Here is a 24,359-nt window from a genome sequence, read left to right as displayed (position 1 = left end):
CTTGCCATCCGAGTCTGCGCACCCCAGGCTTGCGTCATGAGCGCATCGAGCATCGGCATCGTCTGGAACCCTTCGAAGATCGACGAGGAGTCGTTGCGGTCTGCTGTCGACGCCGTCTTCGGTGCAGATGCCGCCGTGCAGTGGTGGGAGACCAGCGTCGAAGACCCCGGTCGGGGAATGGCAGCGGATGCGGTCGAGGCCGGGTGCGACATCGTGATCGCGGTCGGCGGCGACGGCACCGTGCGGGCCGTGGCCGAAGCGCTCGCTGCGACGGAGGTCGCGCTCGGAATCGTGCCTCAGGGCACCGGGAACCTGCTCGCGCGCAACCTCGGGGTGCCCCTGGACAGCATCGCGTCGGCGCTGGAGCGGGTGCGTGACTCCACCCCCCAGCACATCGACGTCGGATGGGTCGACTTCGACGGGCAGAGCCGCGCCTTCATGGTCATGGTCGGGTTCGGCATCGACGCGCAGATGCTCGTCGAGACGAATGACGACCTCAAGGACCGCGCCGGCTGGCTCGCCTACGTCGAAGCGATGGGGCGTGCGCTGTCGGGCACCGAGATGACGGACATCATGGTCACGCGCGACGACGAAGAGCCGCAGGAGGTCCGCGGCCACACCATGCTGATCGGGAACTGCGGAATGCTGCAGGGCGGCATCCGACTGCTTCCGGACGCTCAACTCGACGACGGACTCCTCGACGTGCTCCTCCTGAGCTCCGACGGGGTTCTGCAGTGGATGGACACCGTGCGTTCGGTCGTCTGGGACAACGGCATCCGCCGCCTGCTCACACGGGGCGAAGATGCCGTGAGCACGGAATCCACCCAGCACCTCACCGCAGAACGTCTGCAGGTCGAGCTCTCCCAGCCGCTGATCTTCGAGATCGACGGCGAGGAGATGGGCGAGATCACGTCCTTCGCGGTCCGCGTTCAGCCGGGCGCGCTCACGGTGCGCTGAGCACCGGGGGCGTCTTCTTGCGGTCCTGAGCCGGGAAGACGACCTTCTGGACGATGATGATGATGCTCGCCGCGATCGGGATGGCGACGAGAGCGCCGAGGATGCCCCCGAGCGCGCCGCCTGCCACCGCGGCGATCACGACGAGGGCACCCGGTACCGCGACGGCCTTGCTCATGATGCGCGGCGACAGCACGTAGGCCTCGATCTGCATGTAGACCAGGTAGTAGATGATCGCGATCAAAGCGGTCACCGGGCTGATGAAGAGGCAGATCAGCGAGTTGATGATCGATGCGGCCAGCGTTCCGACCAAGGGGATCATCGATCCGATGAAGGCGATGAGAGCGAGCAGCGCCGGGACCGGTGCCCCGATGATGCTCAGGAAGATCAGGCTCAGGATGCCGTTGACGAGCGCCAGGCTCGCCTGGCCCATCACATAGCGTCCGACGGCGCCGGAGACATCCTCGAGGAGCCCGCTGAACGTGTCGCGCTGGTAGGCCGGAACGAAGCGGGTGGCCACGCGCTTCATGCTGCGCAGCGAGCCCATGAAGTAGAGGGTGAGGATCAGGACGACGACGACCCCGGTGAAACCGCCCGCGATGCCCGCTCCGACGGCGAACACGCCACCGCTGATGTTCAGGATGTTGCCGGGGTCCTGCACGAAGCTCAACACGCCGGCCGCGGCATCCTCGAATGTGGAGCCGAACTGGGCGCTCACATCTTCATACCAGGCGCTGGCCATGAAGTCCTCGACCATCTGCGGGCCGTTGTCGATCAGGTTCGTGACCTGCTCGATGAGCAGGGGGACGACGGCGAGGATGATGCCCGCGAAGGCGAGCAGCACGGCGGCGACGACGATGGTCACCGCAGCGGGACGCGGGAGCTTGCGCTCGATGAAGGAGACGATCGGGTCGAGTCCGAGAGCGAGGAAGAGCGCGACCCCGATGTACACGAAAACGGTGGCCAGCTGATCGACCATGCCGCCGATCGCCAATGCCACCAGCACGCCCAGCGCTCCGAGGAGACCGAACATGAACGGGTTCGTGCGGGCGGCGGCCGTCACCGACGCGACCCGACGCGATGAGCGGTCGTTCGCAGGACCGGATTCGATCGTCTCGGTCATCGCGACCGTCTTCTTGCGGCGCATGGGCTCCCCCTCGGTAGTGCAGACCTCTCAGTTGACCACTCGGCCGCGGTCGGGTCAAGCCGACCGCTGGGGCTTGCGCAGTCGTTGAACATGTGATGCGAGTGGAGGAGCATCGTCATATGACCAAGTACCTCATCTCGTTCCCGGCCGATGCCATGGTTCTCGCCGAGGAGGAGTTCCCGTCCGTCGTCGCCGACTCGCACGCCGTCATCGAACAGGCGAAAGCCGCGGGCGTCTATGTCTTCGGCGGCGGTATCGACACCGACATCGAGCCGGTGCTCGTGACAGGGCGCGGCGCGGTGAGCGACGAGACCTATCCGGGTGTAAACATCACCGGGGGATTCCTCGTACTCGAGCTGCCGTCCCGTCAAGATGCCGTCGAGTGGGCGGGCCGGGTAGCCGCTGCATGCCGCTGCCCACAGGAGCTGCGCGAGTTCGGCTACGACCCGGCGAGCTGATCGTTAGCGCCGCCACCGACGCGTGAGAGGCTGGGGCGATGAGCGCCGCAACGGATCCACGCCTCTACGACCTCGACGACCTGCGCGAGCGTGCGGAGCGGGAGAACGGCGGGGTGGTGGACGAGAGCATCCCGCAACTCGCCGATGCCGACCCCGATCTCCTGGGCATCGCGCTCGTGACCGTCGGGGGGCACATCGTCCGCAGCGCGCAGTCCGACGCGCGGTTCAGCATCCAATCGGCCGTCAAGCCGTTCCTGTTCGCTCTTGCGCTGCACGACACCGGGGGAGAGGCCCTCGACCGGGTGGGCATCGAGCCCACCGGCGAGGCCTTCGACGCCATCAAGCTCGAGACGGGCACCGGCCGGCCCCCGAACCCGATGGTCAACGCGGGCGCTCTGCTCACCGCCTCCCTCGTCGACGGCGACGACGCGGATGCGCGCACCGAGCGGATCCTCGCCGGGCTCTCGGCCTTCGCCGGACGCGATCTGCGATTCGATGAAGAGGTCGCCGACGAAGAGCACGTGCTCGGCGACCGGAACCATGCCCTCGCCCATCTGATGCGCGCGGAGGGCACGCTGCGCGTCGGCGCCGACGAGGCAGTGGCCGTCTACGCGCGAGCGTGCGCGGTGATGGTGGATGCCGTCGACCTCGCGACGATGGGCGCGACCCTCGCGAACGGCGGGCGAAACCCGGTGATCGGCGAGCGGGTCGTCTCCGCCGCGATCGCCCGGGACGTGGTGTCGGTGATGGCGACGTGCGGCGTCTACGACGGCTCCGGGCGCTGGATGCGCGAAGTGGGCGTGCCGGCGAAGTCGAGCGTCTCAGGGGCGATCGTGCTTTCCGCTCCCGGCGTGCTCGGTGCCGCGGTCATCAGCCCGCCCCTCGACGAACGGGGCACCAGTGTGCGCGGGCACGCCGTCAGCGACGCCCTGAGCCGCGATCTCGGACTGCACGCGTTCGGCACCCTCCGCTGACATCCATCGACGCAGAAGCGCCCCGCCGGCCGAAGCCAGCGGGGCGCTTTCGTGAGAAGGGTCAGACCCCGAAGTACAGCTCGTACTCGAACGGGTGCGGACGCTGCGCCATCGGGAGGATCTCGTTCTCGTATTTGTACGAGATCCAGGTCTCGATGAGCTCCTTGGTGAACACGCCGCCCTCGAGGAGGAACTGGTGGTCGGCCGCGAGTGCGTCGAGGGAGTCGAGCAGCGAGTTCGGCACCTGGGGGATGTCCTTGGCCTCCTCGGGGGGAAGCTCGTAGAGGTCCTTGTCCACCGGCTCGTGCGGCTCGATGCGGTTCTTGATGCCGTCGAGTCCCGCCATGAGCTGCGCCGCGAAGGCCAGGTACGGGTTGCCCGAAGCATCCGGAGCGCGGAACTCGATGCGCTTCGCCTTCGGGTTGGAGCCCGTGATCGGGATGCGGATCGCCGCGGAGCGGTTGCCGGCCGAGTACACCAGGTTGACCGGAGCCTCGAAGCCCTTGACCAGACGGTGGTAGCTGTTCAGCGTCGGGTTGGTGAAGGCGAGCAGCGCCGGCGCGTGCGCCAGGATGCCACCGATGTACCAGCGAGCCAGGTCGCTGAGCTGGCCGTAGCCGGCCTCGTCGTAGAACAGCGGCTTGCCGTCGTTCCACAGCGACTGGTGCGTGTGCATGCCGGAGCCGTTGTCACCGTAGAGCGGCTTGGGCATGAAGGTCGCGACCTTGCCCCACTCTTCTGCGGTGTTCTTGACGATGTACTTGAACTTCAGGATGTCGTCCGCCGCGTGGACCATCGTGTCGAAGCGATAGTTGATCTCCTGCTGTCCGCCGGTGCCCACCTCGTGGTGCGAGCGCTCGAGGATGAAGCCGGCGTCGATCAGCTTGAGGGTGATGTCATCGCGGAGGTCCGCCGTCTTGTCGACGGGGCTCACCGGGAAGTAGCCGCCCTTGTACGGGGTCTTGTTTCCGAGGTTTCCGCCCTCTTCTTCACGGCCTGTGTTCCAGGCGCCCTCTTCCGAGTCGACGCTGTAGAAGCTGGAGTTGGCGGTGACCGAGTAGCGCACGTCATCGAAGATGTAGAACTCGGCCTCGGGGGCGAAGAACGCGGTGTCGGCGATGCCGGTGGAGGCGAGGTACTTCTCGGCCTTCTTGGCGACCTGACGCGGGTCCTTCGAGTAGATCTCGCCCGTGCGCGGGTTGTAGATGTCGAAGATCATCACGAGGGTGCTCGCCTCGCGGAACGGGTCGACATAGGCGGTGGTGACATCGGGGATGAGCTGCATGTCGGACTCGTGGATGCTCGCGAAGCCGCGGATCGACGAACCGTCGAACAGCTGGCCTTCGGTGAAGAACGCCTCGTCGACCGTCGATGCAGGAATGTTGAAGTGCTGCTGCACACCCGGGAGATCGGTGAAACGGATGTCAAGGAACTTGACGTCGTTCTCCTTGATGTAGCTCAGTACCTCGGACGAATCTTTGAACATGTACGACTCCTGTAATACAGATCGATGGCTTCACGGCCACTTTGCAGAGTACGGTCGGGGGATTTCTCTACGGTATCGACTTTGTTTCGAGCGTGTTACGAGCGACGGGCGACGGAGCCTCCGATCGCGCTCGGTAAACTGGGTTCGTGACGGATGCTGTGAACTCCTACCCCGGTGAACGACTCGGACTGCCTGTCTCCGGAACAGGGAGCATCGGTCGCCCGGGGCGCCGCATCGGTGCTCTGCTGATCGATTACATTGCGGCAACGATCATCGCGACCGCGTTCCTCGGATTCGAGCAGTTCGCCCTTCCGGGCGAGGCCGGGTTGTCGCAGTTCGCCCCGATGGCCGTGTTCGCCGTCCTGCAGATCCTCTTCATCCCGACGGCGGGAGGAAGTCCCGGCCACCGCATCCTTGGCCTGCGTGTCGTGCGCCTCGATGGCGGCTGGGTCGGCCTGTGGCGCCCCGTGGTGCGGACGCTGCTGCTGATCGTCGTCATTCCGGCCGTGATCTGGGATGCCGATCAGCGGGGACTGCACGACAAAGCGGTCGGAACCGTCCTGATCCGCGCCTGACACGGAGGGCTCTCAGACGCGCCCGCGGTTGCGTCGACGGGCCTCACGCGGTGCGCGTCCGCCCAGGAACGAGCGCGCCGGATCGACGATGAACCCGCGTCGGAGCGCTTCCCGGCCGATCAGCATGCGGAAACCCATCTCGTCGCGGTTGCTCAGGGTGACCTCGGCGAGCACCTCGCGGTCGACGAGGCGGATCAGCAGTTCGACCACGATGCGCTGCTGGGCGTGCCCGGACGAGCTGCGCACGGCGCGGCGATCATGGATGGGGGACTCCACGACGACGGCATCCTCTTGGCTGTCCTGCCAGGGTTTGACCCGGAAGCGCACCCACGACTCGCCGTCGCGCTCGAATTCCTCGATGTCGAAAGCATGCAGAGATGAGGTGCGCGCGCCCGTGTCGATCTTGGCTTTGAGCCAGTCGACGCCGAGATCGGGCAGGCTCACCCATTCTCGCCACCCCGTAAGAGTGTTTGAATGAGATGTCGACTTACCCACCCGATACATCCTGGCAGGAAATCTCCGTGAAGATCGCAGTGCTCTCCCGTGCGCCTCAGGCGTACTCCACCCAGCGGCTCCGTGCGGCCGCCCTCCAGCGCGGGCACAACGTCAAGGTGCTGAACACCCTGCGGTTCGCCATCGATCTCACGGCCGACGAACCCGACCTCCACTATCGGGGGCGACAGCTGAGCGACTACGACGCGATCCTGCCGCGCATCGGAAACTCGATCACGTACTTCGGCACCGCCGTCGTGCGGCAGTTCGAGCAGATGGACGTGTACACCCCGAACACCGCCAACGGGATCTCGAGCGCGCGCGACAAGCTCCGCGCCAACCAGATCCTGTCGCGACACAACATCGCGATGCCCCCGACAGCCTTCGTGCGTAACCGGGCGGATGTCCGTCCCGCGATCGAGCGGGTCGGGGGTGCCCCGGTGGTCATCAAGCTGCTGGAGGGCACACAGGGGATCGGTGTGATCCTCGCGCCGCAGGTGAAGGTGGCCGAAGCGATCATCGAGACGCTGCATTCCACCAAGCAGAACGTGCTGATCCAGAAGTTCATCTCCGAGAGCCGCGGACGAGACATCCGCGCACTCGTCGTCGGCGACCGCGTGGTCGCGGCGATGCGACGCTCGGCGGCCGGAGACGAGTTCCGCTCCAACGTGCACCGAGGCGGTTCTGTGGAGGCCGTGGAGCTCGACCCCGTCTACGAGCGCGCCGCGGTGCGCTCGGCGCAGATCATGGGCCTGCGCGTCGCGGGCGTCGACATGCTGGAGGGCGACGACGGGCCACTGGTCATGGAGGTCAACTCCTCGCCGGGCTTGCAGGGCATCGAGACAGCGACCAAGCTCGACGTCGCCGGTGCGATCATCGACTACATCGCGGGCCAGGTGGCTTTCCCGGAGATCGACGTGCGTCAGCGTCTAACGGTCTCCACGGGGTATGGCGTGGCGGAACTCATGGTGCACGGGGCCGTCGACCTCGTCGGCAAGACCCTGGGCGAAGCCGGCCTATGGGAACGCGACATCACCGTCCTCACACTGCACCGCGGCGTCTCGGTCATCCCGAACCCGCGCAAGCACGTCGTGCTCGAGGCCGACGATCGACTGTTCTGCTTCGGCAAGCTCGACGAGATGCGCTCGATGGTGCCCGAGCGCCGCCGCCGCCGGGCCAAGGTGCGTCGGCTCCCGCGTCAACCGCTCTCGGAATGAGAAAAGCGGCCGCTCTCTCGAGGAGAGCGGCCGCTTTTCAGAGTGCGGACGAGAGTGCGCGGCTCAGCGCGGACGCTGGGCGCGGACCTTCGTCGGGTCGATCCCCTTGGGGATCGGCAGCGACGAGAGCGACTGCGACACGGACTCGATGCGACGGATCACGGCCGCCATCGTCGCCTTGTCGATCGCCTTCGGGATCTTCTTGATGGTCTTCGCGAGATCGGCGATGGTGACTTCGTCATCACCGTGGCCGACGTAGAGCACGGTGACCGGCACGCCGTTCGCCACACGCTGCGCTTTGCTGCGCTCTTCGTTGATGAGACGGGTGAGGCGTCCTCGGGTGCCCTCGCCGATGACGACGATGCCGCCGCGGCCGACGGCGCGGTAGACCGCCTCCTGCGTCTTGGGGTTGATTCCGACCGGGGTGTCGGAAGCCTGCCAGCGACGGCCGAGGCTGGTGCTGATCACGTGTCCGGTCGCTCCCGGCATGCCGTCGATCTTCGTGTACATGGCAGACGTGGAAAGCCGCGTCATCAGGAACATCGCACCCAGTACGCCGGCCATCAGACCGGTGATGCCCCAGAGCAGGAGGGTCCACCACTGCAGCGGGGGGATCAGGTAGCCCACGATGAGGCCGATGAGGATGCCGGCGATCAGGATCGCGATCTGAACCCAGGGCAACCACGGGTATGCCTCCCGGGTGAACCGGAAGAGGGACTTGATCTGGGAGAAGAACCCAGGACGCTTTTCGGGTTCGGGAGCACGCTTTGCCATAAGGACCAGCCTACCGAGTCCGGACGGCCCGTGATGTCGTCGTTCGCGCGAAGCGGATCGACGATGCGGACAGGCATCGGCGCGTCTTCCTGACTCCTTCTGCACAATCGGGATCGGTTCCGATTCTCTCCACATCAGCCCACATCCGGGTAACCGTCCACGCCCGATGCGCTGTTGTTGAGGCATGACAGATGTCGCACATGGGGAGAAGCCGCTCCCGCTGCTGCCGGGGGCGCATCGGGTCATCCGCGCGTTGGACGCGTCGGACGGTCCGTTCGTCGGGCTGCTCGTCACCCGTGGGGACGGCGTGGCGGTGCAGCTCGACGAGGCCGAACTCGCAGGCTGGGTGGGCTGGGAGTTCGCCGGCGCAGAGCACGTGGCGGGGCCCGTCGATGTGATTCGAAGGCCCGAGGGGCACGACGTGCTCGTTCCGTGGTGCACGGAGCGGATCGCGAGTCTGCTCGCAAGGCGACACATCGCCGACGAGGCGCTGTCTCCGGGAGAGTGCAGCACGCTGGTCGCCAGCATGCTGCGGGGAATCGATGAGCTGGGAGGAGGGGCGCTCCGCGAGCGGGGGGCCTGGTGGATCACCGGTGAGGGGAGGCCGGTATTCGCCTTCGGGGAGGGAGATGGAGCCTGCTCCGGAGCATCACGTGTCCTGGAGTTGCTCGAGGAGGGATGCCGGGACAAGGCGATGGGGCGCCTTCTCGCATCGGTGCAGGTGGGGCTGCGCGCGGCGGAGATGCGTCCGCGCATCCCTCGTCGTCAGATCGAGCAGTGGGAGAGCGAGCTGTTCGAGCTCGCTGCTCCGCGTCCGCTCCGGTGCGATGTGCACGCTCCGGAGCGGACGCGCGACGTCGCGCGGGCGGTGTCCTCACAGGAATCGGTCATTCCGAGTCGAAGTCGAGCGCGCGGCCGCCGGACGCCGAAGAGCGATGTCGGGCTGTGGTCGGCCCCCGTGGTCTCTCGCATCCTGGGGGCGACGCGTGCGGTGAGACTGGCGTTGGCGAGCCTGCAGAATCGTCCTACTCTCGGAGCCCAGCGCGCAGATGATCGGCCGCGTCACCCGCGGGTGACGACAGCGGCGCCCCGATCTCGACGGCGAAGCCTGGCGATCGCCGGGGCCGCCGCAGCGGTCGTCTTGGCCGGAGGTCTCCTTTGGCCGAGTGGAGACTCCGGTGAGGCGTCGGAAGGCGCTGGGACCGGAGCCGCCCCGCACGCGAAGTCGGTCGAGAACATGCCTACGTCGGAGCCGACTGAGCTGAGCGCGACGGAATCCGTCGTGCCGGGATCAGACACCAACGGGTCGGACACCGCAGATTCGAGCCTGGAAGACGCGTCCGCGGAGGACGGGAGCCTCGGAGCGGACTCGACCGAGGGGGAGAAGGACCCGCTCGTAGCGGTGTTTGCGCTGCTCGCGAAGGTGCGCACATGCACGGAATCGGGTGACCGGGAGTGCGCCGAGGCGATCAGTTCCGGATCGAGCGACGTTCTTACGACCTTGGCCGAGATCGCCGAGACGAGGCCCACGTTCCACCTCGTGGATGAGTACGGAGATGTCGCGGTGGTGCGGGTCGATCGTGGCACCGCCGCACTGGACGCGCCTTCGACAGATGGCCCCAGTGAGTCGACGGGTCACATTCTGGTTCTCGTTCGTGCCCACGAAAAATGGCTGGTCCGCGACGTGCATGACGTCGCGGACCAGCCGGAGTGATTGTGCGTCGGCTCAGGCGCCGAGCTGAGCGGCGAACTGCGCCGCCTCGAGGCGGGCCTTCACCGCTCCGAGGAAGCGAGCGGCATCCGCTCCGTCGATGATGCGGTGGTCGTACGAGAGAGCGAGGTACACGTACGAACGGATGGCGATCGCATCCGAGCCGCCGACCTTGACCAGGCCGGGGCGCTTGACGACCGTTCCCGTGCCGAGGATGGCCGACTGCGGGAGGAACACGACCGGCGTGTCGAACAGCGCGCCGCGCGAGCCCGTGTTCGTCAGCGTGAAGGTTCCACCGGCGAGCTCGTCGGGCTTCAGCTTGTTGTCGCGGGTGCGCGCAGCCAGGTCCGCGATCTCGTGCGCGATCTCCGCGATGTTCTTCGATGCGGCGTCACGCAGCACCGGGGTAAGAAGGCCGCGCTCCGTGTCGACAGCGATCGAGACGTTCTCGGTGGCCGGGTAGACGATCTGCTCGCCATCGACGGTGGAGTTCACGATCGGGAACGCGCGCAGCGCCTCAGCCGTCGCGAGAGCGAAGAACGGGAGGAACGACAGCTTGTCGCCCGTCTTCTGCAGGAACGATGCCTTGACGCTGTCACGGTAGTCGGCGAGAGCGGTGACATCGACCTCGACGACGGTCGTGAGCTGCGCGGTCTGCTGCATGGAAGCGACCGCGCGCTGCGCGAGCACCTTCCGCAGACGCGACATCGGCTGCGTCGTGCCACGAAGCGGCGACACCTCGAGGGGGGCCGGAGCTTCGGCCGCTGCGGCGGCGGGCGCCGAAGCGACCGACTCGGCAGCCTTCAGCACGTCTTCCTTGCGGATGCGTCCACCGACGCCCGTGCCGGTCACCGATGCGAGGTCGACGCCCTGCTGAGCGGCCAGACGACGCACCAGCGGAGTCACGTACAGGTTGTCGCTCTCGGTCGGCAGGTTGAGTGCCGGAGCAGCCGGCTGCGATGCCGGAGCGGGAGCCGCCGCTGCGGGTGCAGCAGCAGCGGGTGCGGGCGCAGCAGCAGCAGGTGCGGGTGCAGCGGCAGGTGCGGGTGCAGCGGCGGGGGCTGCGGGCGCAGGAGCTGCGGCAGGAGCCGCCTCAGGAGCGGGAGTCTCGGCGGGAGCTGCCGGTGCCGCGGCGCCGGAGCCGATGCGTGCGAGCACGGAGCCGACCGAGATCGTCTCGTCTTCTGCGGCGAGGATCTCCTGCAGCACACCGGCCACGGGGGAGGGGATCTCGGTGTCGACCTTGTCGGTCGAGATCTCGAGGAGTGCCTCGTCGACCGCGACATCATCGCCGACCTGCTTGAGCCAGCGGGTGACGGTGCCCTCGGTCACGCTCTCGCCCAGCTCGGGCAGCACGATGTCGGTGGCGTCACCGGACGGTGCGGCCTCTGCGGCGGGTGCCGGCGCGGCTTCGGGTGCCGGTGCGGCCTCCGCAGCCGGAGCCGCTTCTGCGGCAGGAGCTGCTTCCGCAGCCGGAGCAGCCTCAGCGGCGGGAGCTGCGGCCTCGGGAGCGGCATCCGCCGGAGCGGCTGCGCTGCCATCGCCGATGCGAGCGAGCAGGGCGCCGACCTCGACGGTCTCGTCCTCGGCGACGAGGATCTCCTCGATCACACCGCTGACGGGAGAGGGGATCTCGGTGTCGACCTTGTCGGTCGAGATCTCGAGCAGGCCCTCGTCCGCCTGCACAGTGTCGCCCACTTGCTTGAGCCAGCGGGTGACCGTACCCTCTGTAACGCTCTCACCGAGCGGGGGGAGGATGACGGATGTGCTCATGACGAAGTCTCCTTCAGGAAGTTTGTTTAACGCGTATCTAGCTTAGTGACCTGCGCACCGGTTGGTGTTCAGAGGGCGTGCAGTGGTTTTCCGGCGAGGGCGAGGAATGCTTCTCCGAGCGCTTCGCTCTGCGTCGGGTGCGCATGGATGAGCGGCGCGATGTCTTCCGGATGCGCTTCCCACGCGACGGCGAGCTGGCCTTCGGTGATGAGCTCTCCGACGCGATCGCCGAGCAGGTGCACGCCGATCACGGGACCGTCTTTGAGACGGACGACCTTGACGAGGCCGCCCGTACCGATGATCTCGCTCTTGCCGTTGCCGGCCAGGTTGTACTCGTAGGCGACCACGGCATCCGACCCGTGCTCGGCGACCGCGGCGTCTTCGGTGACGCCGACCGACGCCACCTCGGGACTCGAGTAGGTGACCTTCGGGATCTGCAGATCCGGGACGTTCACCGGCGTGAGACCGGCGATGCGCTCGGCGACGGCGATGCCCTGCTGGAATCCACGGTGTGCGAGCTGCAGTCCGGGGACGATGTCGCCCACCGCCCAGACGCCCGGCACACCGGTGCGGAGGTCCTGGTCGACGGTCACGAAGCCGCGGTCCAGGACCACGCCGGCCTCTTCGAAGCCGAGGTCGGCGGTGACAGGTCCGCGCCCGACGGCGACGAGCAGATAGTCAGCGGTGAACTCGGTCCCGTTCTCCAGAGTCACGGTGACGGAGGAGTCGTCCTGGGTCGCGCTCTGGAAGCGGATCCCGAGGGAGTAGGCGATGCCCCGACGGCGGAAGGCCCGTTCGAGCCCCTTGCTCATCGCGACGTCCTCGTTCGGAACGAGATGCGGCAGGGCTTCGATGATCGTGACCTCGGCGCCGAACGAGCGCCATACGCTCGCGAACTCGACACCGATCACTCCGCCTCCGAGGATGAGGACCTTCTCGGGGATCACGTCGAGGGCGAGGGCATGCTCGCTGGTGAGGATGCGTCCCCCGATCTCGAGTCCGGGCAGCGTCCGGCTGTAGGAGCCGGTGGCGAGGATCACATCCGTGCCCGCGTACACGTCGTCGCCGACGGTGACGGTGTGATCGGGGTTCAGGCGTCCGAAGCCGGCGACCGTCGTGATTCCGCGTGCTTTCACGAGACCCTCGAGTCCCTTGAACTTCTTGGCGACGATTCCTTCGCGGTACGCGCGCACGCCGGCCGGGTCGATGCCGTCGAGCGAGGCGGACACACCGAAGGATGCCGCGTCACGGACGTTCTCAGCGACCTCGGCCGCATGCAGCAGCGCCTTCGTCGGGATGCAGCCGCGATGCAGGCACGTTCCGCCGACCTTGTCCTTCTCGATGAGGGCGACGGACTTGCCGAGCTCGCTCGCCCGGAGCGCGGCGGCGTACCCGCCGCTGCCGCCGCCCAGGACCACGATGTCGAAGGTGTGGGTCGTCATGTTCATGCCTCCTGGGTGGATGCTTCAGCGAAAGCGACGATCGAACGGACCATCGCCCCCGTCGGGCCCTTTCCGGTGAACCCGTACGGCGAGCTCCCGTTCTCTCCGGACCCGGCGATGTCGAGGTGCACCCACGGGATGCGCGGAGCGTCTTCTGCTTCGGAGACCCTGCCGACGAAGCGACGCAGGAACAGGCCGGCGAAGGATGCTCCTGCGGCCCGATCGCTCATGTTGGCGTTGATGAGGTCGGCGATCGGCGAGTCGAGAGTGTCTTCCATGTAGTCGGGAAGGGGCATCTTCCACGCCGGTTCATCGACCGAGGCCGCAGCGGACAGGAACTCGGCGACCGCATCATCGTCACCCATCACGCCCGTGTGGCGGTGTCCGAGGGCCATCACGATCGCTCCCGTGAGGGTGGCGACATCGACGATGACATCGGGGTTCTCGCGGCTCGCCGCCACCAGCCCGTCGGCCATGACCAGGCGCCCCTCGGCGTCGGTGTTGAGCACCTCGACCGTCGTGCCGTCGAGCAGGCGCAGCACGTCTCCCGGGCGCGTGGCGCGCCCCGAAGGCATGTTGTCGGCGATGCACAACCATGCGGTCACGCGCACGGGCAGCCCGAGCGTGGCGATCGCCCGTAGCGCGGCGAGGCTCGTGGCCGCGCCCGCCATGTCGAACTTCATGCCGACCATCGAGGCGGCGGGCTTGAGTGAGAGGCCTCCGGTGTCGAAGGTGATCCCCTTGCCGACGAGGGCGATGTGACGCGTCGCGCCGGCGGGGGCGTAATCGAGGCGCACGAGGCGCGGCGGGCGGTCCGAGCCCTGCCCGACGCCCAGAATGCCGCCGTACCCCTGCATCGCGAGGGCTGTCTCGTCGAGGATCTCGACGGTGACGTCGAGGTCGGCGACGCTGTCGGCGGCGCTTTGAGCGAGGTCGGCGGGGCTCTGCCACTCGGCGGGTACGTTGACGAGATCCTTCACCAGTGCCACGGCGTCGCCGACGGCACGGATGCGTGCGGCAGCCGCGTCGTCGAGTGGTGCGTGGAGCACGACAGCGGAGGCGCGCGCGGGGCCCTTCTTCGTGCGGTAGCCCTCGAAGCGGTGGCCCCCGAGAACGGCGCCCTCGGCTGCGGCATCCGCGAAGCCCTCGAGACCGGGGGCGAGAGCGATCGAGACGGTCTCGAACCCGGTGATGGTGCGGATGGCGGTGCCGACGGCACCGCGGACGGCATCGGCTGTCGGTGACGCGCCGGCGCCGACGACGGCGAACGGCAGATCGGTCACCTGCGGCGCATGGACGCGCGCATACGCCGAGGCTGAGCCGGTGAAGCCGATCCCGGCCAGGGCGTCTGCGAGCCCGGGGAAGGAATCGAGCGATTCAGCGGAGTCCGTGAGATCGGGGACGACGAGCACTGCGGCATCTGCAGCGCTTCCGGGAAACTGATCGGGGGTGTGCGAGAGCACGGGAAGCGTCATGCATCCATCCTAGGCAGGCACGGCCCAGCACGGGCGAGGCGACCCGGCTGCGTGTTCGCTCTCAGCATGATGCCCCCCGCGCCTGTGCTGCGCACTGCTCGTAGCATGGAGGAATGCCCTTCTCCGGTGATCTCCACGAACGAGTCGCGAACGCCCCCGCCGTGCCCCCCGGGCTGCCCCTGGTGATGCTCCTGACCGGATTCACCGATGCCGGGAACGCGGTCTCCGGACTGATCGAGCATCTCCGAGAGACGGCCGATCCGCAGCCCATCGCGATCTTCGACAACGACATGCTGCTCGATTACCGTGCGCGTCGTCCCGTGATCTCGTTCGATCAGGACCACCTCACGGAGTTCCGACCCGCGCGTCTCGAGCTCTCGCTGGCGACCGATGCCCTCGGTCAGCCCTTCCTCCTGCTGTCGGGGTACGAGCCCGACTTCGCTTGGAACGCATTCGCGACCACCGTGCTCGATCTGGCGGCCGAGTTCGCGGTGTCGGGGATCAGCTGGGTGCACTCGATCGCCATGCCGGTGCCTCACACGCGTCCGATCGGCACGACGGTCAGCGGCAACCGTCGTGATCTCGCGGGTGTCCACTCGGTGTGGCGTCCTCGCACGCAGGTTCCGGCGACCGCCGGCCACCTGCTCGAGTTCCGTTTCGTCGAGCGCGGCGATCGTGCTGTCGGTTTCGTGCTGCTCGTTCCGCACTATCTCGCGGAGACCGAGAACCCGGATGCCGTCATCGCCGCTGCCGAGAAGCTCATGGCGGCCACCGGGCTCGTGCTGATGCTCGATGACGTGCAGGCGCGCCGCGAGGACTACCTCGCCAAGGTCGACGAGCAGGTGCTCGGCAATGACGAGCTCCAGCAGATGGTGCACAACCTCGAGCGCCGATACGACGCCTACATGGCCGGTCGGAACCCGGAGGACGGCTCGTACGACGAGGGCGGGTTCAACGAACGAGACCTGCCGAGCGCCGACGAACTGGCCGCCGAGCTCGAGCGCTATCTCGCTTCTCGTCCCTCCGGCGACGATGACAAGACGGGGCGTGGGTGACGCCGCGCACCGACATCTTGACGCGAATGCGTCTGCATCCCCTCACGTGTGCGATACTGGGTGTCTGACCCGTTGTCAATCGTTCCTTTCGAGGAGCGGACTTGACAAGGGTCTTACTAGTGTCCGAAATGTCCCGGAGGGGCTCTGCCGCTCCGTGAAAGGCGAAACGTGACTCCTGCCACGACTAACAAATCCCGGACGAAGAAGACTGCCGACGACGCGAACCCCGAGGTGAAGCCCGAGGTCGAAGAGAAGGCTGTTCCCGTGACGGCGGCCAAGCGCGCGGCCGCGAAGCGTGCTCCGGTCAAGAAGAAGAAGGCGGATGACGTCGTCGAAGAAGACGAGGCTCCCACCGCCGCGAACGACGACGCCGCAGGCGACGACGATGACGATGACGACAGCAAGCCGAAGTTCACCGAGCCGTTGCCGACGGGTGCGATCGTCATCACGTCGAGCGACGAGGACGATGTTCCCGTCTACTCGACGCAGATCACCGGCGCGACGGCCGACCCGGTCAAGGACTACCTGAAGCAGATCGGTAAGGTCGCGCTTCTGAACGCGGCCGAAGAGGTCGAGCTCGCGATGCGGATCGAGGCGGGTCTGTTCGCCGAGGAGAAGCTGTCGGCGATGAGCGCCGCCGAGAAGGCCGGCCAGCTCGGACTCGACCTGCAGTGGGTCGCCCGTGACGGACAGCGCGCCAAGAGCCACCTGCTCGGTGCCAACCTGCGACTGGTCGTCTCTCTCGCCAAGCGCTACACGGGCCGCGGAATGCAGTTCCTCGACCTCATCCAGGAGGGAAACCTGGGCCTCATCCGTGCGGTCGAGAAGTTCGACTACACCAAGGGCTTCAAGTTCTCGACGTACGCGACGTGGTGGATCCGCCAGGCGATCACCCGTGCCATGGCCGACCAGGCCCGTACGATCCGCATCCCGGTGCACATGGTCGAGGTCATCAACAAGCTCGCCCGCGTGCAGCGTCAGATGCTGCAGGATCTGGGTCGCGAACCCACGCCGGAAGAGCTCAGCCGCGAGCTGGACATGACGCCGGAGAAGGTCGTCGAGGTCCAGAAGTACGGCCGCGAGCCCATCTCGCTGCACACGCCGCTCGGCGAGGACGGCGACAGCGAGTTCGGTGACCTCATCGAGGACACCGAGGCCGTGGTTCCTGCGGATGCCGTCGGGTTCACGATGCTCCAGCGTCAGCTCGAGCAGCTCCTCGACTCGTTGTCCGAGCGCGAGGCCGGCGTGATCCGGATGCGCTTCGGACTCGGAGACGGTCAGCCCAAGACCCTCGACCAGATCGGTGACACTTTCGGCGTGACGCGCGAGCGCATCCGCCAGATCGAGTCGAAGACGATGGCGAAGCTCCGTCACCCGAGCCGCTCGCAGTCGCTGCGGGACTACCTCGAATGACCCAGGCGAACGAGGGCAAGGCGCTCGAGACCACTGTCGACGGCACGACGGTGGCGCGGATTCCTCTGCGCACCCGCGTCGTGATGCCCGACGACGACCTCGACGCCGTCATCACCGAGTACGCGAAGGCTGCCGTGCAGCCGGGCGACCTGCTGTTCGTCACCGAGAAGATCGTCGCGATCACGCAGGGACGCTCGTACCGTCTCGACGAGATCCAGCCGCGCAAGCTGGCGCTCTTCCTGTCGAAGTACGTCACACGCACTCCGTACGGCATCGGTCTCGGCATGCCCGAGACGATGGAGATGGCGCTGCGGGAGTGCGGTACTCCGCGCATCCTCTTCGCCGCTGCCGTCTCGGCGGTCACCAAGGCGTTCGGTCGCCGCGGGGACTTCTACCGGATCGCCGGCGACAAGGCGCGGGCGATCGACGGCCCCACCAAGCACACGATCCCGCCGTACAACCAGGCGGTCGTGCTCGGTCCGGAGAAGCCCCGTGAGGTCGCTGCGCACCTGAAGGCGCTGCTGGGTGGCATCGCCGAGGTCGCGGTGGTGGACATCAACGACATCGGTGGCAACATCCTCGGATCGACCCTCGACAAGGATGGCGAGCGCCGTCTCGTGAAGATCCTCGGCGACAACCCGCTCGGTCAGGGCCTGGAGTCGACCCCGCTCGGCATCGTTCGCGCGGTCTGAGACCACGGCGAGTCGAGAACCTCGACAGACAACGAAGAAGGCCCGGATGCTCGGTATCCGGGCCTTCTTCGTGTGTCAGAAGCCGATGATTTCGCGATAGCGCGGTTTGTGGCCCGTGCGGATGCCGGTGACGCTGGGCTTGTTCTCGTACACGCCCGCACCCCAGTTGCCCTCCACGAGCACGGGGCCATCGGGGGAGACGACGACGTCCCAGCCCACGTACTGCACCTGCGGGACGACACGTGCGACCTGATCGATGAAGGCGCGCACCTCGTCCATGTACGGCAGCTGGAAGTCCGCGATGGGGAAGCCCGAGTCGGGGTGCGTCTCGTGCACATGACCGTGGGAGTCGTACCCGGCGCCGACCGAGTGCCCGTTCTCGTCGAGCATCGTGTAGAAGCCGCCGAAGGTCATCTGGTCGCTGACCGCCCCGCGGCCGAACTTCTGGGCCATCGCGAGGATGTGCGCCTTCTCGCCGTCGAAGAACGCGGTGATGCGGGTCGTGTTGACGGTGCCGGGGCACACGGCGGCCAGCGCGTCGTGCTGGCGGATGACCTCTTCGATGAGCAGCTCGCCACGGTTGAGGAGGCCGCGGTGGAACTCCTCCCAGTCCTCGATGTCGGCGGCGTGGTAGCGGTGCACACCGGTGCCGGCCTGTCCGACCGGCTCCTTCGTGACGATCGTGCCGAGGCGCTGGGTGAGTTCGCGGACGGCGTCGGCGTTTCCCTCTTCCACCACCAGCCACTCACGGTGCAGATGCTCGGAGAACTTCTTGTCGAATTCGACCTTGTCCTGGAAGATCCAGCGGTAGGCGGGGTCGTCGTACTTCTGCGAGAGCTGGTTCGACACCGGGTGCGTCATGAACGTCTCGCGCTCTGCACGGGTGAGCATGGCGAAGTCGTAGTCGATGTAGTCCTGGAAGCCGACATTGTGCCGGGCGGCCGACCACAGCATGTCGACGACGATTCCGGGGACGGCCTTGTGATGCTGCGCCGATGCCTCTTTGGCGCGCTCGACGACCGAACCGACATCGATGCGGCGAGCGCGTCCCAGCAGGTAGCGGACGCGGGGCGCAAGGGAAAGACGAGACATACAGCTCCGAAGGTAGGGGTTCTCCCCAGTCTACGGGGGACCGCAGGTCTGTCCTGGGAGACAGCATTAGGCTGGAGGCCGTGCGTGAGAAGACTTCCAGTGCTCGACCGAGGGCGATGATCTCGCGGTCTGCGCTGGCGGCTGCGGCCGCTGCGGCGGTGTCTGCCGGTGGCGAGGTGGCCGATCTGCGGCGCGACGCCTGGGGGCACGGAGTGCTGGCCGTGGCCCATGCCGTGACGGCGGTGGGCGCCGTCCGGGTTCTGGTGGACGCCGACGGAGAACGTGAGGCTCTCGCTCTGGAGGGCATCATCGCGACGACCGAGGGCACCGCCGATATCGACCCCTCGCTTCTTTACGGATTGCCCGATGACGACGGTGCGCTCCGCACTCGGCCCGTCATGCGCCTGCACGGGCACGTGCTGTCGACCAAGCGGCTTCGCGCCGGAGACGCGGTCTCGTACGGGTACACCTTCCGGGCGGCGAGCGATACCACGGTGGCGCTCGTCACCGGGGGATACGCACAGGGGATCGTGCGTGCCCTGGGCAACAACGCCGGCGTCGAGATCGATGGCCGGGAGCGCCCCATCATCGGCCGCGTCGCGATGGACGTGTGCGTCGTCGACCTGCAGGGAGCATCCGCCGCGATCGGCGCGGAAGCCACTTACTTCGGGGGCACCGGACCCGCAGCGCCCGGCCTCGCGCGGTGGGCCTCGGTCACGGGGCTCTCGATCGCCGAGCTCGTGACGGTGGCCGGCGGGCACGCCGATCGGGGGTGGGAGGCATGACGCGTCCGCAACTTCGCCTCGATGGTGCCGCGCTGCGGTCGAACATCAGCGCCGTCCGTGCGCGCATCGCACCGTCTGCCCTCATGCTCGTCGTCAAGGACGACGCCTACGGGCACGGTCTGCCGTGGGTCGTCGAGACGGCGATCGACGCCGGCGTCGAGTGGATCGGCAGCTTCGACGTGCGCAGTGCGATCGACGTGCGCCGCGTCATCGGCGATAAGGCGCGGGTGTTCGCGTGGGTGACATCGACCGATGGCGAAATCGATGACGCGCTCCTGCACGACGTCGATCTGGGGGTCGGCACGCGGGAGTACCTCGACCGGGTGATCGCCCGGGCCTCGGTCCTGAGCGTTCGTGCGCGCGTGCATCTCAAGATCGACAGCGGCCTCCACCGCAACGGCGTGCTCCCGGAGGATTGGTCGGATGCCGTGGCCGCCGCGCGATCCGCCGAAGAGGCGGGCGCCATCGACCTGGTCGGCGTCTGGAGTCACATCGCCGAAGCCAGCGATGCAGAAGACGATGACGCTCAGCAGGTGTTCCTCGAAGCGGTCCGCGTGACCGGCGCCTCCGGTGCCGTTCCCGAACTGCGTCACCTCACGGCCTCGGCAGCATCATGGTGGCGGCCCGAGCTGCGAGGAACCGTCTCCCGCATCGGAGCGTTCTGCTACGGCATCCGCTCCGCGGACGGCCCCGAACTGGAGGGCATCCGGGTCATCGCGACGCTCACCGCGACGGTGATCGCGATCGTCGACGAGGACGTGATCGTGGGGATCGGCAGCTTCGACGGAGTGCCGTCGAGCCTCGCCGGCGCTCCTGTCGGCACTCCCGCCGGCCGACGGGAGCTGCGGCGTATCGACCCCACCACGAGCGTCGTGCAGCGCTGGCCCGGCGCGGCCATCGGCGACACCGTGTGCATCTTCGGCCCTGGCGATGCCGGCGAGGTGAGCGCGACGACGCTCGCCGAGCGCATCGACACGGTGGGCGAGGAGATCCTCACGCGCTTGAGCGCCCGCGTGCGCCGCGTCGTCACGGACTGACCGCACGCGGACATGAAGAAGGCCCTCGGCGCGAGTGCGCGGAGGGCCTTGAAACGTCTGATCAGTGGGTCTGAGTCAGACGGTCTGGACCAGACGGGCGGTCTCGTCATGCCAGCTGGTCGCGATCGAGCGGAGCTTCTCTTCGTACTTGCGGCCGTGGTGGGCGCAGAAGAGGAGTTCGGAGCCGTTGACCTCGGCGGCGATGTACGCCTGCGCGCCGCAGGAGTCACAGCGATCTGCGGCGGTCAGGCGGAACTCGATCGCGGAGGTCTCACGTTCGGTCGTTGCGTTCATCTCGGTGCCTCCTCGATTGTCGGGTTCGCTGGGGAGCGTGCTCAATACAACCACGGAGTGGCTGGGGGCATGCCCGGATCACGGCGTGTTTCGCTCAGCGCGTACGGATGGGGCATGGAGTGCCTCCCGCTGGGGAGTGTCGGCGGGCCCTGCGGGCTGGCGCGGAATAGACTCGGAGATTGTGACCGCCGAGTATTCCGCCCATCATCTCCAGGTGCTTGAGGGCCTTGAGGCTGTCCGCAAACGTCCCGGCATGTACATCGGCTCGAACGGCTCGCCGGGGCTCATGCACTGCCTCTGGGAGATCATCGACAACTCCGTCGACGAGGCCGTCGCGGGCAACGGCTCCAAGATCGACATCATCCTGCACACCGACGGCAGCGTCGAGGTGCACGATCACGGTCGAGGCATCCCCGTCGACGTCGAGCCGCGCACCGGGCTGACCGGTGTCGAGGTCGTCTTCACGAAGCTGCATGCCGGCGGCAAGTTCGGCGGCGGCTCGTACGCGGCGTCCGGTGGACTCCACGGCGTCGGAGCATCCGTCGTCAACGCGCTGTCCGAGCGTCTCGATGTCGAGGTCGACCGCGGCGGAAAGACCTACGCCATGTCGTTCCACCGGGGCGAACCCGGGAACTTCGCGGACACCGACGGCAAGCGCCCGGACTCCCCGTTCACTCCCTTCGAGAAGAAGAGCGAGCTGCGGGTGGTCGGCAAGACCGCGCGCGGTGTGACCGGAACGCGCATCCGCTACTGGGCCGACAAGCAGATCTTCACCAAGGATGCCGCCTTCCAACTCGGCGACCTCGAGAACCGCGCGCGCCAGACGGCGTTCCTCGTGCCCGGCCTCGAACTGACGATCCGCGACGAGCGCTCCGAAGAACCCGTGTCGACCGCGTACCGCTACGAGGGCGGCATCTCCGAGTTCGTCGACTACCTGGCCACCGATCCGCCCGTGACCGACACCTGGCGAATCCAGGGCGAGGGCACCTTCACCGAGACGGTGCCGGTGCTGCAGGCCGACGGCCACATGGTCGCGACCGAGGTCGAGCGCGTCTGCGCCGTCGACATCGCGCTGCGCTGGGGAACCGGATACGAGACCACGACTCGATCGTTCGTCAACATCATCGCCACGCCCAAGGGCGGCACGCACCAGCAGGGATTCGAGCAGGAGCTGCTCAAGGTGCTGCGGGCCCAGGTCGAGCAGAACGCGCGACGACTGAAGGTCGGTAACGACAAGCTCGAGAAGGACGACGTCCTCGCTGGGCTTACCGGTGTGCTCACGGTGAACGTGCCCGAGCCGCAGTTCGAGGGGCAGACCAAGGAAGTCCTCGGGACGCCCGCGGTCCGTCAGATCGTCGCCCAGGTCATCCGTAAGGATCTGGCCGCGCGCTTCAGCTCCACCAAGCGCGATGACAAGAGCCAGGCGACCCAGCTTCTCGACAAGATCGTCGCCGAGATGAAGGCGCGGGTCTCGGCTCGTGCGCACAAGGAGACGCAGCGCCGCAAGAACGCGCTCGAGTCCTCGACCCTCCCGACCAAGCTCGTCGACTGCCGCACCAACGAGGTCGAGCGCAGCGAGCTGTTCATCGTGGAGGGCGACTCGGCTCTCGGCACCGCCAAGAACGCGCGCAACAGCGAGTTCCAGGCGCTGCTGCCGATCCGAGGGAAGATCCTCAACGTGCAGAAGGCATCGATCGGCGACATGCTCTCGAACGCCGAGTGCGCGTCGATCATCCAGGTCATCGGCGCGGGTTCCGGTCGCAGCTTCGACATCGATGCCGCGCGCTACGGCAAGGTCATCCTGATGAGCGACGCCGATGTCGACGGCGCGCACATCCGCACCCTGCTGCTCACGCTCTTCTTCCGTTACATGCGCCCGCTGATCGAGCACGGTCGGGTGTTCGCCGCCGTCCCGCCGCTGCACCGCGTGATCGTCATGAATCCCGGCTCCAAGCCCAACGAGACCATCTACACCTACAGCGAGCAGGAGATGCTGACTCTGCTCGCGAAACTGCGCAAGGCCGGCAAGCGCTGGCACGAGCCGATCCAGCGATACAAGGGTCTCGGGGAGATGGACGCCGAGCAGCTCGCGAACACGACGATGGACCGCTCCGGTCGTCTGCTGCGCCGCGTGCGCATGGAGGATGCCGAGGCCGCCGGGCGCGTGTTCGAACTGCTCATGGGCAACGAGGTGGCTCCTCGACGCGAGTTCATCATCGACTCGTCCGACCGGCTCTCCCGCGAGTCGATCGACGCGTAGTCCGCGTACTCACGCCCCGCGGATCGCCGCTCGGTAGACGCCGACGAGCGTGTCGCGATGGCTGCTCTGCGCCACCTCGACCCGGTGACCGATGGCAGCACGGCTCATGGCCTCGATCCGTGACGGGTCGTCGGCCAACGCCGCGAGGACGGTGGCGAGGCCGGCGGCGTCGGCTGTGGGGGTGACGATACCGCCGCCCGGTGGCAGGGTCTCGGCCAGATCCGGGTCGGTGACGACGACCGGCAATCCTGAGGCGATCGCCTCCAGGATCACCATCGGCTGATTGTCGAAGTCGAGCGAACTGGACACGAGCACATGCGCGTCGCGCATCGCGGCCAGCACCTCGGACTGCGGGACGCTGCCGTGCACCACGGCGCGCCCTGGAGGGAGGGCGGCGGCGCGACGGGCGACCGTCGAGCGCGCCACGCCATCGCCGTACAGGTGCGCTTCGATCCCGGGCGTTCGAGCGACGGCATCCATGAAGACCTCGGGGCGCTTCTCGGGCGACAGCCGTCCGCACCACATGACGCGCATCGCGACACCAGGGGCGAGTACGCGGGGCAGGGGAGTGCCGACGGCGTCGAGCACGGAGTCCTCGAGGCCGTTGGACAGCACCGTCAGCTGAGTGCGGACGCCCTGCGCCTGCAGCTTCTGCGCGAAGTGCGCCGACGGCACGATGACCTGCGCCGCCGCGTTCGCCTGCGAGACCATCAGTCGCCACATCCGTCGTGCGGTGCGTGTGCGCGCGTAGGTGCCCCCGGCGCCACCCACGAGGGGTTCGTGGGGCAGCTGCCGATGGTGCAGGCGCGCGAGCAGGATGGTGGTGATCGAGGGGAGCGGCAGCACCGAGCGCGTGTAGACGTCGATGCGACCGTGCATCGTCTGGACGACGGGGATGCCGAGTTCGCGAGCTGCTCGGAAGGCGCCGAGTGCGGCGAACATCTCGGTGTGCACGTGCACGACCTCGACGCGGTGCTCCCGCAGACCATCACGCAACGCGTCGGCGGCGGCCTGCGGGGTCCAGGTGAAGGGGTAGCCGTCGGGCGCGAAGCCCCGCGCCGTGGGGAGCCGCACCACCATCGGATCGCTGCTCGCGGACGAGAGCGGCGCGAAGACGATCACCTCGTGACCGTCCTGCTCGAGCGCTTCCTTGTGCGCTTTGACGACGGTCTGCACGCCGCCCAGTGTCGGGAGGTAGTAGTCGGTGACCATTGCGATGCGCATCACTCACACCCTACGGGTACGGGGATTCC

Annotated in this window: 22 protein-coding genes; 12 read left to right on the top strand and 10 right to left on the bottom strand. The window is 67.4% G+C overall.

What is annotated here, in order from left to right; all coding sequences use genetic code 11:
- Positions 1 to 36 precede the first annotated feature (36 nt).
- The gene (locus ACIOSY_RS11485) at positions 37 to 957 is read left to right on the top strand and encodes a diacylglycerol/lipid kinase family protein (RefSeq protein WP_400853272.1); all 921 of its coding nucleotides are present in this window, start codon (positions 37 to 39) and stop codon (positions 955 to 957) included.
- Here ACIOSY_RS11485 and ACIOSY_RS11480 read toward each other — a convergent pair.
- Positions 944 to 2,101 (bottom strand): AI-2E family transporter, encoded by a 1,158-nt coding sequence (locus ACIOSY_RS11480; protein ID WP_400853270.1) that lies wholly within the window; start codon positions 2,099 to 2,101, stop codon positions 944 to 946. The genes ACIOSY_RS11485 and ACIOSY_RS11480 overlap by 14 nt on opposite strands.
- 119 nt (positions 2,102 to 2,220) lie before the next feature.
- Here ACIOSY_RS11480 and ACIOSY_RS11475 point away from each other — a divergent pair, with 119 nt between their 5' ends.
- Together ACIOSY_RS11475 and glsA are read left to right on the top strand one after the other, a co-directional pair.
- Positions 2,221 to 2,559 (top strand): YciI family protein, encoded by a 339-nt coding sequence (locus tag ACIOSY_RS11475; protein ID WP_400853268.1) that lies wholly within the window; start codon positions 2,221 to 2,223, stop codon positions 2,557 to 2,559.
- Between the two features lie 38 nt (positions 2,560 to 2,597).
- Positions 2,598 to 3,533 (top strand): glutaminase A, encoded by a 936-nt coding sequence (gene glsA, locus ACIOSY_RS11470; RefSeq protein WP_400853266.1) that lies wholly within the window; start codon positions 2,598 to 2,600, stop codon positions 3,531 to 3,533.
- Between the two features lie 61 nt (positions 3,534 to 3,594).
- Here glsA and glnA read toward each other — a convergent pair whose 3' ends face one another.
- Positions 3,595 to 5,019, bottom strand: coding sequence for a type I glutamate--ammonia ligase (gene glnA, locus ACIOSY_RS11465; RefSeq protein ID WP_400853264.1), 1,425 nt, complete (start codon positions 5,017 to 5,019; stop codon positions 3,595 to 3,597).
- A 146-nt stretch (positions 5,020 to 5,165) separates the two neighbouring features.
- On the opposite strand from glnA, the gene ACIOSY_RS11460 reads away from it, so the two are divergent.
- Complete coding sequence (locus ACIOSY_RS11460; protein WP_400853262.1) at positions 5,166 to 5,594, top strand: RDD family protein; 429 nt, start codon at positions 5,166 to 5,168, stop codon at positions 5,592 to 5,594.
- Positions 5,595 to 5,606: 12 nt separating this feature from the next.
- On the opposite strand, the gene ACIOSY_RS11455 is transcribed toward ACIOSY_RS11460, so the two are convergent.
- Complete coding sequence (locus ACIOSY_RS11455) at positions 5,607 to 6,098, bottom strand: ATP-dependent zinc protease (protein ID WP_400853260.1); 492 nt, start codon at positions 6,096 to 6,098, stop codon at positions 5,607 to 5,609.
- Between the two features lie 17 nt (positions 6,099 to 6,115).
- Between ACIOSY_RS11455 and ACIOSY_RS11450 the strand changes: the two genes are divergently transcribed.
- Positions 6,116 to 7,303, top strand: a complete 1,188-nt coding sequence (locus ACIOSY_RS11450) for a RimK family alpha-L-glutamate ligase (protein WP_029262827.1) — start codon at positions 6,116 to 6,118, stop codon at positions 7,301 to 7,303.
- A gap of 63 nt (positions 7,304 to 7,366) precedes the next feature.
- On the opposite strand, the gene ACIOSY_RS11445 is transcribed toward ACIOSY_RS11450, so the two are convergent.
- Entirely contained in the window at positions 7,367 to 8,077 is a 711-nt protein-coding gene (locus ACIOSY_RS11445) for a DUF4191 domain-containing protein (RefSeq protein WP_400853257.1), read from the bottom strand.
- 184 nt (positions 8,078 to 8,261) lie between these two features.
- Between ACIOSY_RS11445 and ACIOSY_RS11440 the strand changes: the two genes are divergently transcribed.
- Positions 8,262 to 9,791, top strand: a complete 1,530-nt coding sequence (locus tag ACIOSY_RS11440; protein ID WP_400853255.1) for a hypothetical protein — start codon at positions 8,262 to 8,264, stop codon at positions 9,789 to 9,791.
- Positions 9,792 to 9,803: 12 nt separating this feature from the next.
- Here the strand turns inward: ACIOSY_RS11440 and sucB are convergent, their stop codons facing one another.
- From sucB to ACIOSY_RS11425, 3 genes are all read right to left on the bottom strand, one after another.
- The gene (gene sucB / locus ACIOSY_RS11435) at positions 9,804 to 11,561 is read right to left on the bottom strand and encodes a 2-oxoglutarate dehydrogenase, E2 component, dihydrolipoamide succinyltransferase (protein ID WP_400853253.1); all 1,758 of its coding nucleotides are present in this window, start codon (positions 11,559 to 11,561) and stop codon (positions 9,804 to 9,806) included.
- A 68-nt stretch (positions 11,562 to 11,629) separates the two neighbouring features.
- On the bottom strand, positions 11,630 to 13,003 hold the full coding sequence (lpdA, locus tag ACIOSY_RS11430; RefSeq protein ID WP_400853251.1) for a dihydrolipoyl dehydrogenase: 1,374 nt from the start codon (positions 13,001 to 13,003) through the stop codon (positions 11,630 to 11,632).
- Positions 13,004 to 13,005: 2 nt separating this feature from the next.
- Positions 13,006 to 14,478, bottom strand: coding sequence for a leucyl aminopeptidase (locus ACIOSY_RS11425; RefSeq protein WP_400853249.1), 1,473 nt, complete (start codon positions 14,476 to 14,478; stop codon positions 13,006 to 13,008).
- 113 nt (positions 14,479 to 14,591) lie between these two features.
- Here ACIOSY_RS11425 and ACIOSY_RS11420 point away from each other — a divergent pair, with 113 nt between their 5' ends.
- The 3 genes from ACIOSY_RS11420 to ACIOSY_RS11410 all read left to right on the top strand — a co-directional run bounded on the left by ACIOSY_RS11420 (position 14,592) and on the right by ACIOSY_RS11410 (position 17,638).
- Positions 14,592 to 15,533 carry a proteasome assembly chaperone family protein gene (locus tag ACIOSY_RS11420; RefSeq protein ID WP_400853247.1) on the top strand — a complete coding sequence of 314 codons (942 nt, stop codon included), beginning with the start codon at positions 14,592 to 14,594 and terminating at the stop codon, positions 15,531 to 15,533.
- 168 nt (positions 15,534 to 15,701) lie between these two features.
- Positions 15,702 to 16,946 carry an RNA polymerase sigma factor gene (locus ACIOSY_RS11415; protein WP_400853244.1) on the top strand — a complete coding sequence of 415 codons (1,245 nt, stop codon included), beginning with the start codon at positions 15,702 to 15,704 and terminating at the stop codon, positions 16,944 to 16,946.
- On the top strand, positions 16,943 to 17,638 hold the full coding sequence (locus ACIOSY_RS11410) for a coenzyme F420-0:L-glutamate ligase (RefSeq protein ID WP_400853242.1): 696 nt from the start codon (positions 16,943 to 16,945) through the stop codon (positions 17,636 to 17,638). The genes ACIOSY_RS11415 and ACIOSY_RS11410 overlap by 4 nt, the downstream gene beginning before the upstream one ends.
- A gap of 75 nt (positions 17,639 to 17,713) precedes the next feature.
- Here ACIOSY_RS11410 and ACIOSY_RS11405 read toward each other — a convergent pair whose 3' ends face one another.
- Complete coding sequence (locus ACIOSY_RS11405; RefSeq protein WP_400853240.1) at positions 17,714 to 18,730, bottom strand: sugar-transfer associated ATP-grasp domain-containing protein; 1,017 nt, start codon at positions 18,728 to 18,730, stop codon at positions 17,714 to 17,716.
- An 80-nt stretch (positions 18,731 to 18,810) separates the two neighbouring features.
- Here ACIOSY_RS11405 and ACIOSY_RS11400 point away from each other — a divergent pair, with 80 nt between their 5' ends.
- Positions 18,811 to 19,515 carry an alanine racemase gene (locus ACIOSY_RS11400; RefSeq protein WP_400853238.1) on the top strand — a complete coding sequence of 235 codons (705 nt, stop codon included), beginning with the start codon at positions 18,811 to 18,813 and terminating at the stop codon, positions 19,513 to 19,515.
- The gene (locus ACIOSY_RS11395) at positions 19,512 to 20,552 is read left to right on the top strand and encodes an alanine racemase (RefSeq protein WP_400853236.1); all 1,041 of its coding nucleotides are present in this window, start codon (positions 19,512 to 19,514) and stop codon (positions 20,550 to 20,552) included. The genes ACIOSY_RS11400 and ACIOSY_RS11395 overlap by 4 nt, the downstream gene beginning before the upstream one ends.
- Positions 20,553 to 20,627: 75 nt before the next feature.
- Here ACIOSY_RS11395 and ACIOSY_RS11390 read toward each other — a convergent pair whose 3' ends face one another.
- A complete protein-coding gene (locus ACIOSY_RS11390; protein WP_400853234.1) occupies positions 20,628 to 20,846 on the bottom strand; it encodes a hypothetical protein in 219 nt (72 codons plus the stop codon).
- Between the two features lie 181 nt (positions 20,847 to 21,027).
- On the opposite strand from ACIOSY_RS11390, the gene ACIOSY_RS11385 reads away from it, so the two are divergent.
- Positions 21,028 to 23,106, top strand: coding sequence for a type IIA DNA topoisomerase subunit B (locus tag ACIOSY_RS11385; protein WP_400853232.1), 2,079 nt, complete (start codon positions 21,028 to 21,030; stop codon positions 23,104 to 23,106).
- Positions 23,107 to 23,115: 9 nt separating this feature from the next.
- On the opposite strand, the gene ACIOSY_RS11380 is transcribed toward ACIOSY_RS11385, so the two are convergent.
- A complete protein-coding gene (locus tag ACIOSY_RS11380) occupies positions 23,116 to 24,330 on the bottom strand; it encodes a glycosyltransferase (protein WP_400853230.1) in 1,215 nt (404 codons plus the stop codon).
- Positions 24,331 to 24,359 lie beyond the last annotated feature (29 nt).

It is taken from the genome of Microbacterium sp. NPDC087665, assembly GCF_044743285.1.
In the GTDB taxonomy this organism is placed as follows: Bacteria; Actinomycetota; Actinomycetes; order Actinomycetales; family Microbacteriaceae; genus Microbacterium.
This window is presented reverse-complemented; position numbering and strand designations above follow the sequence as displayed.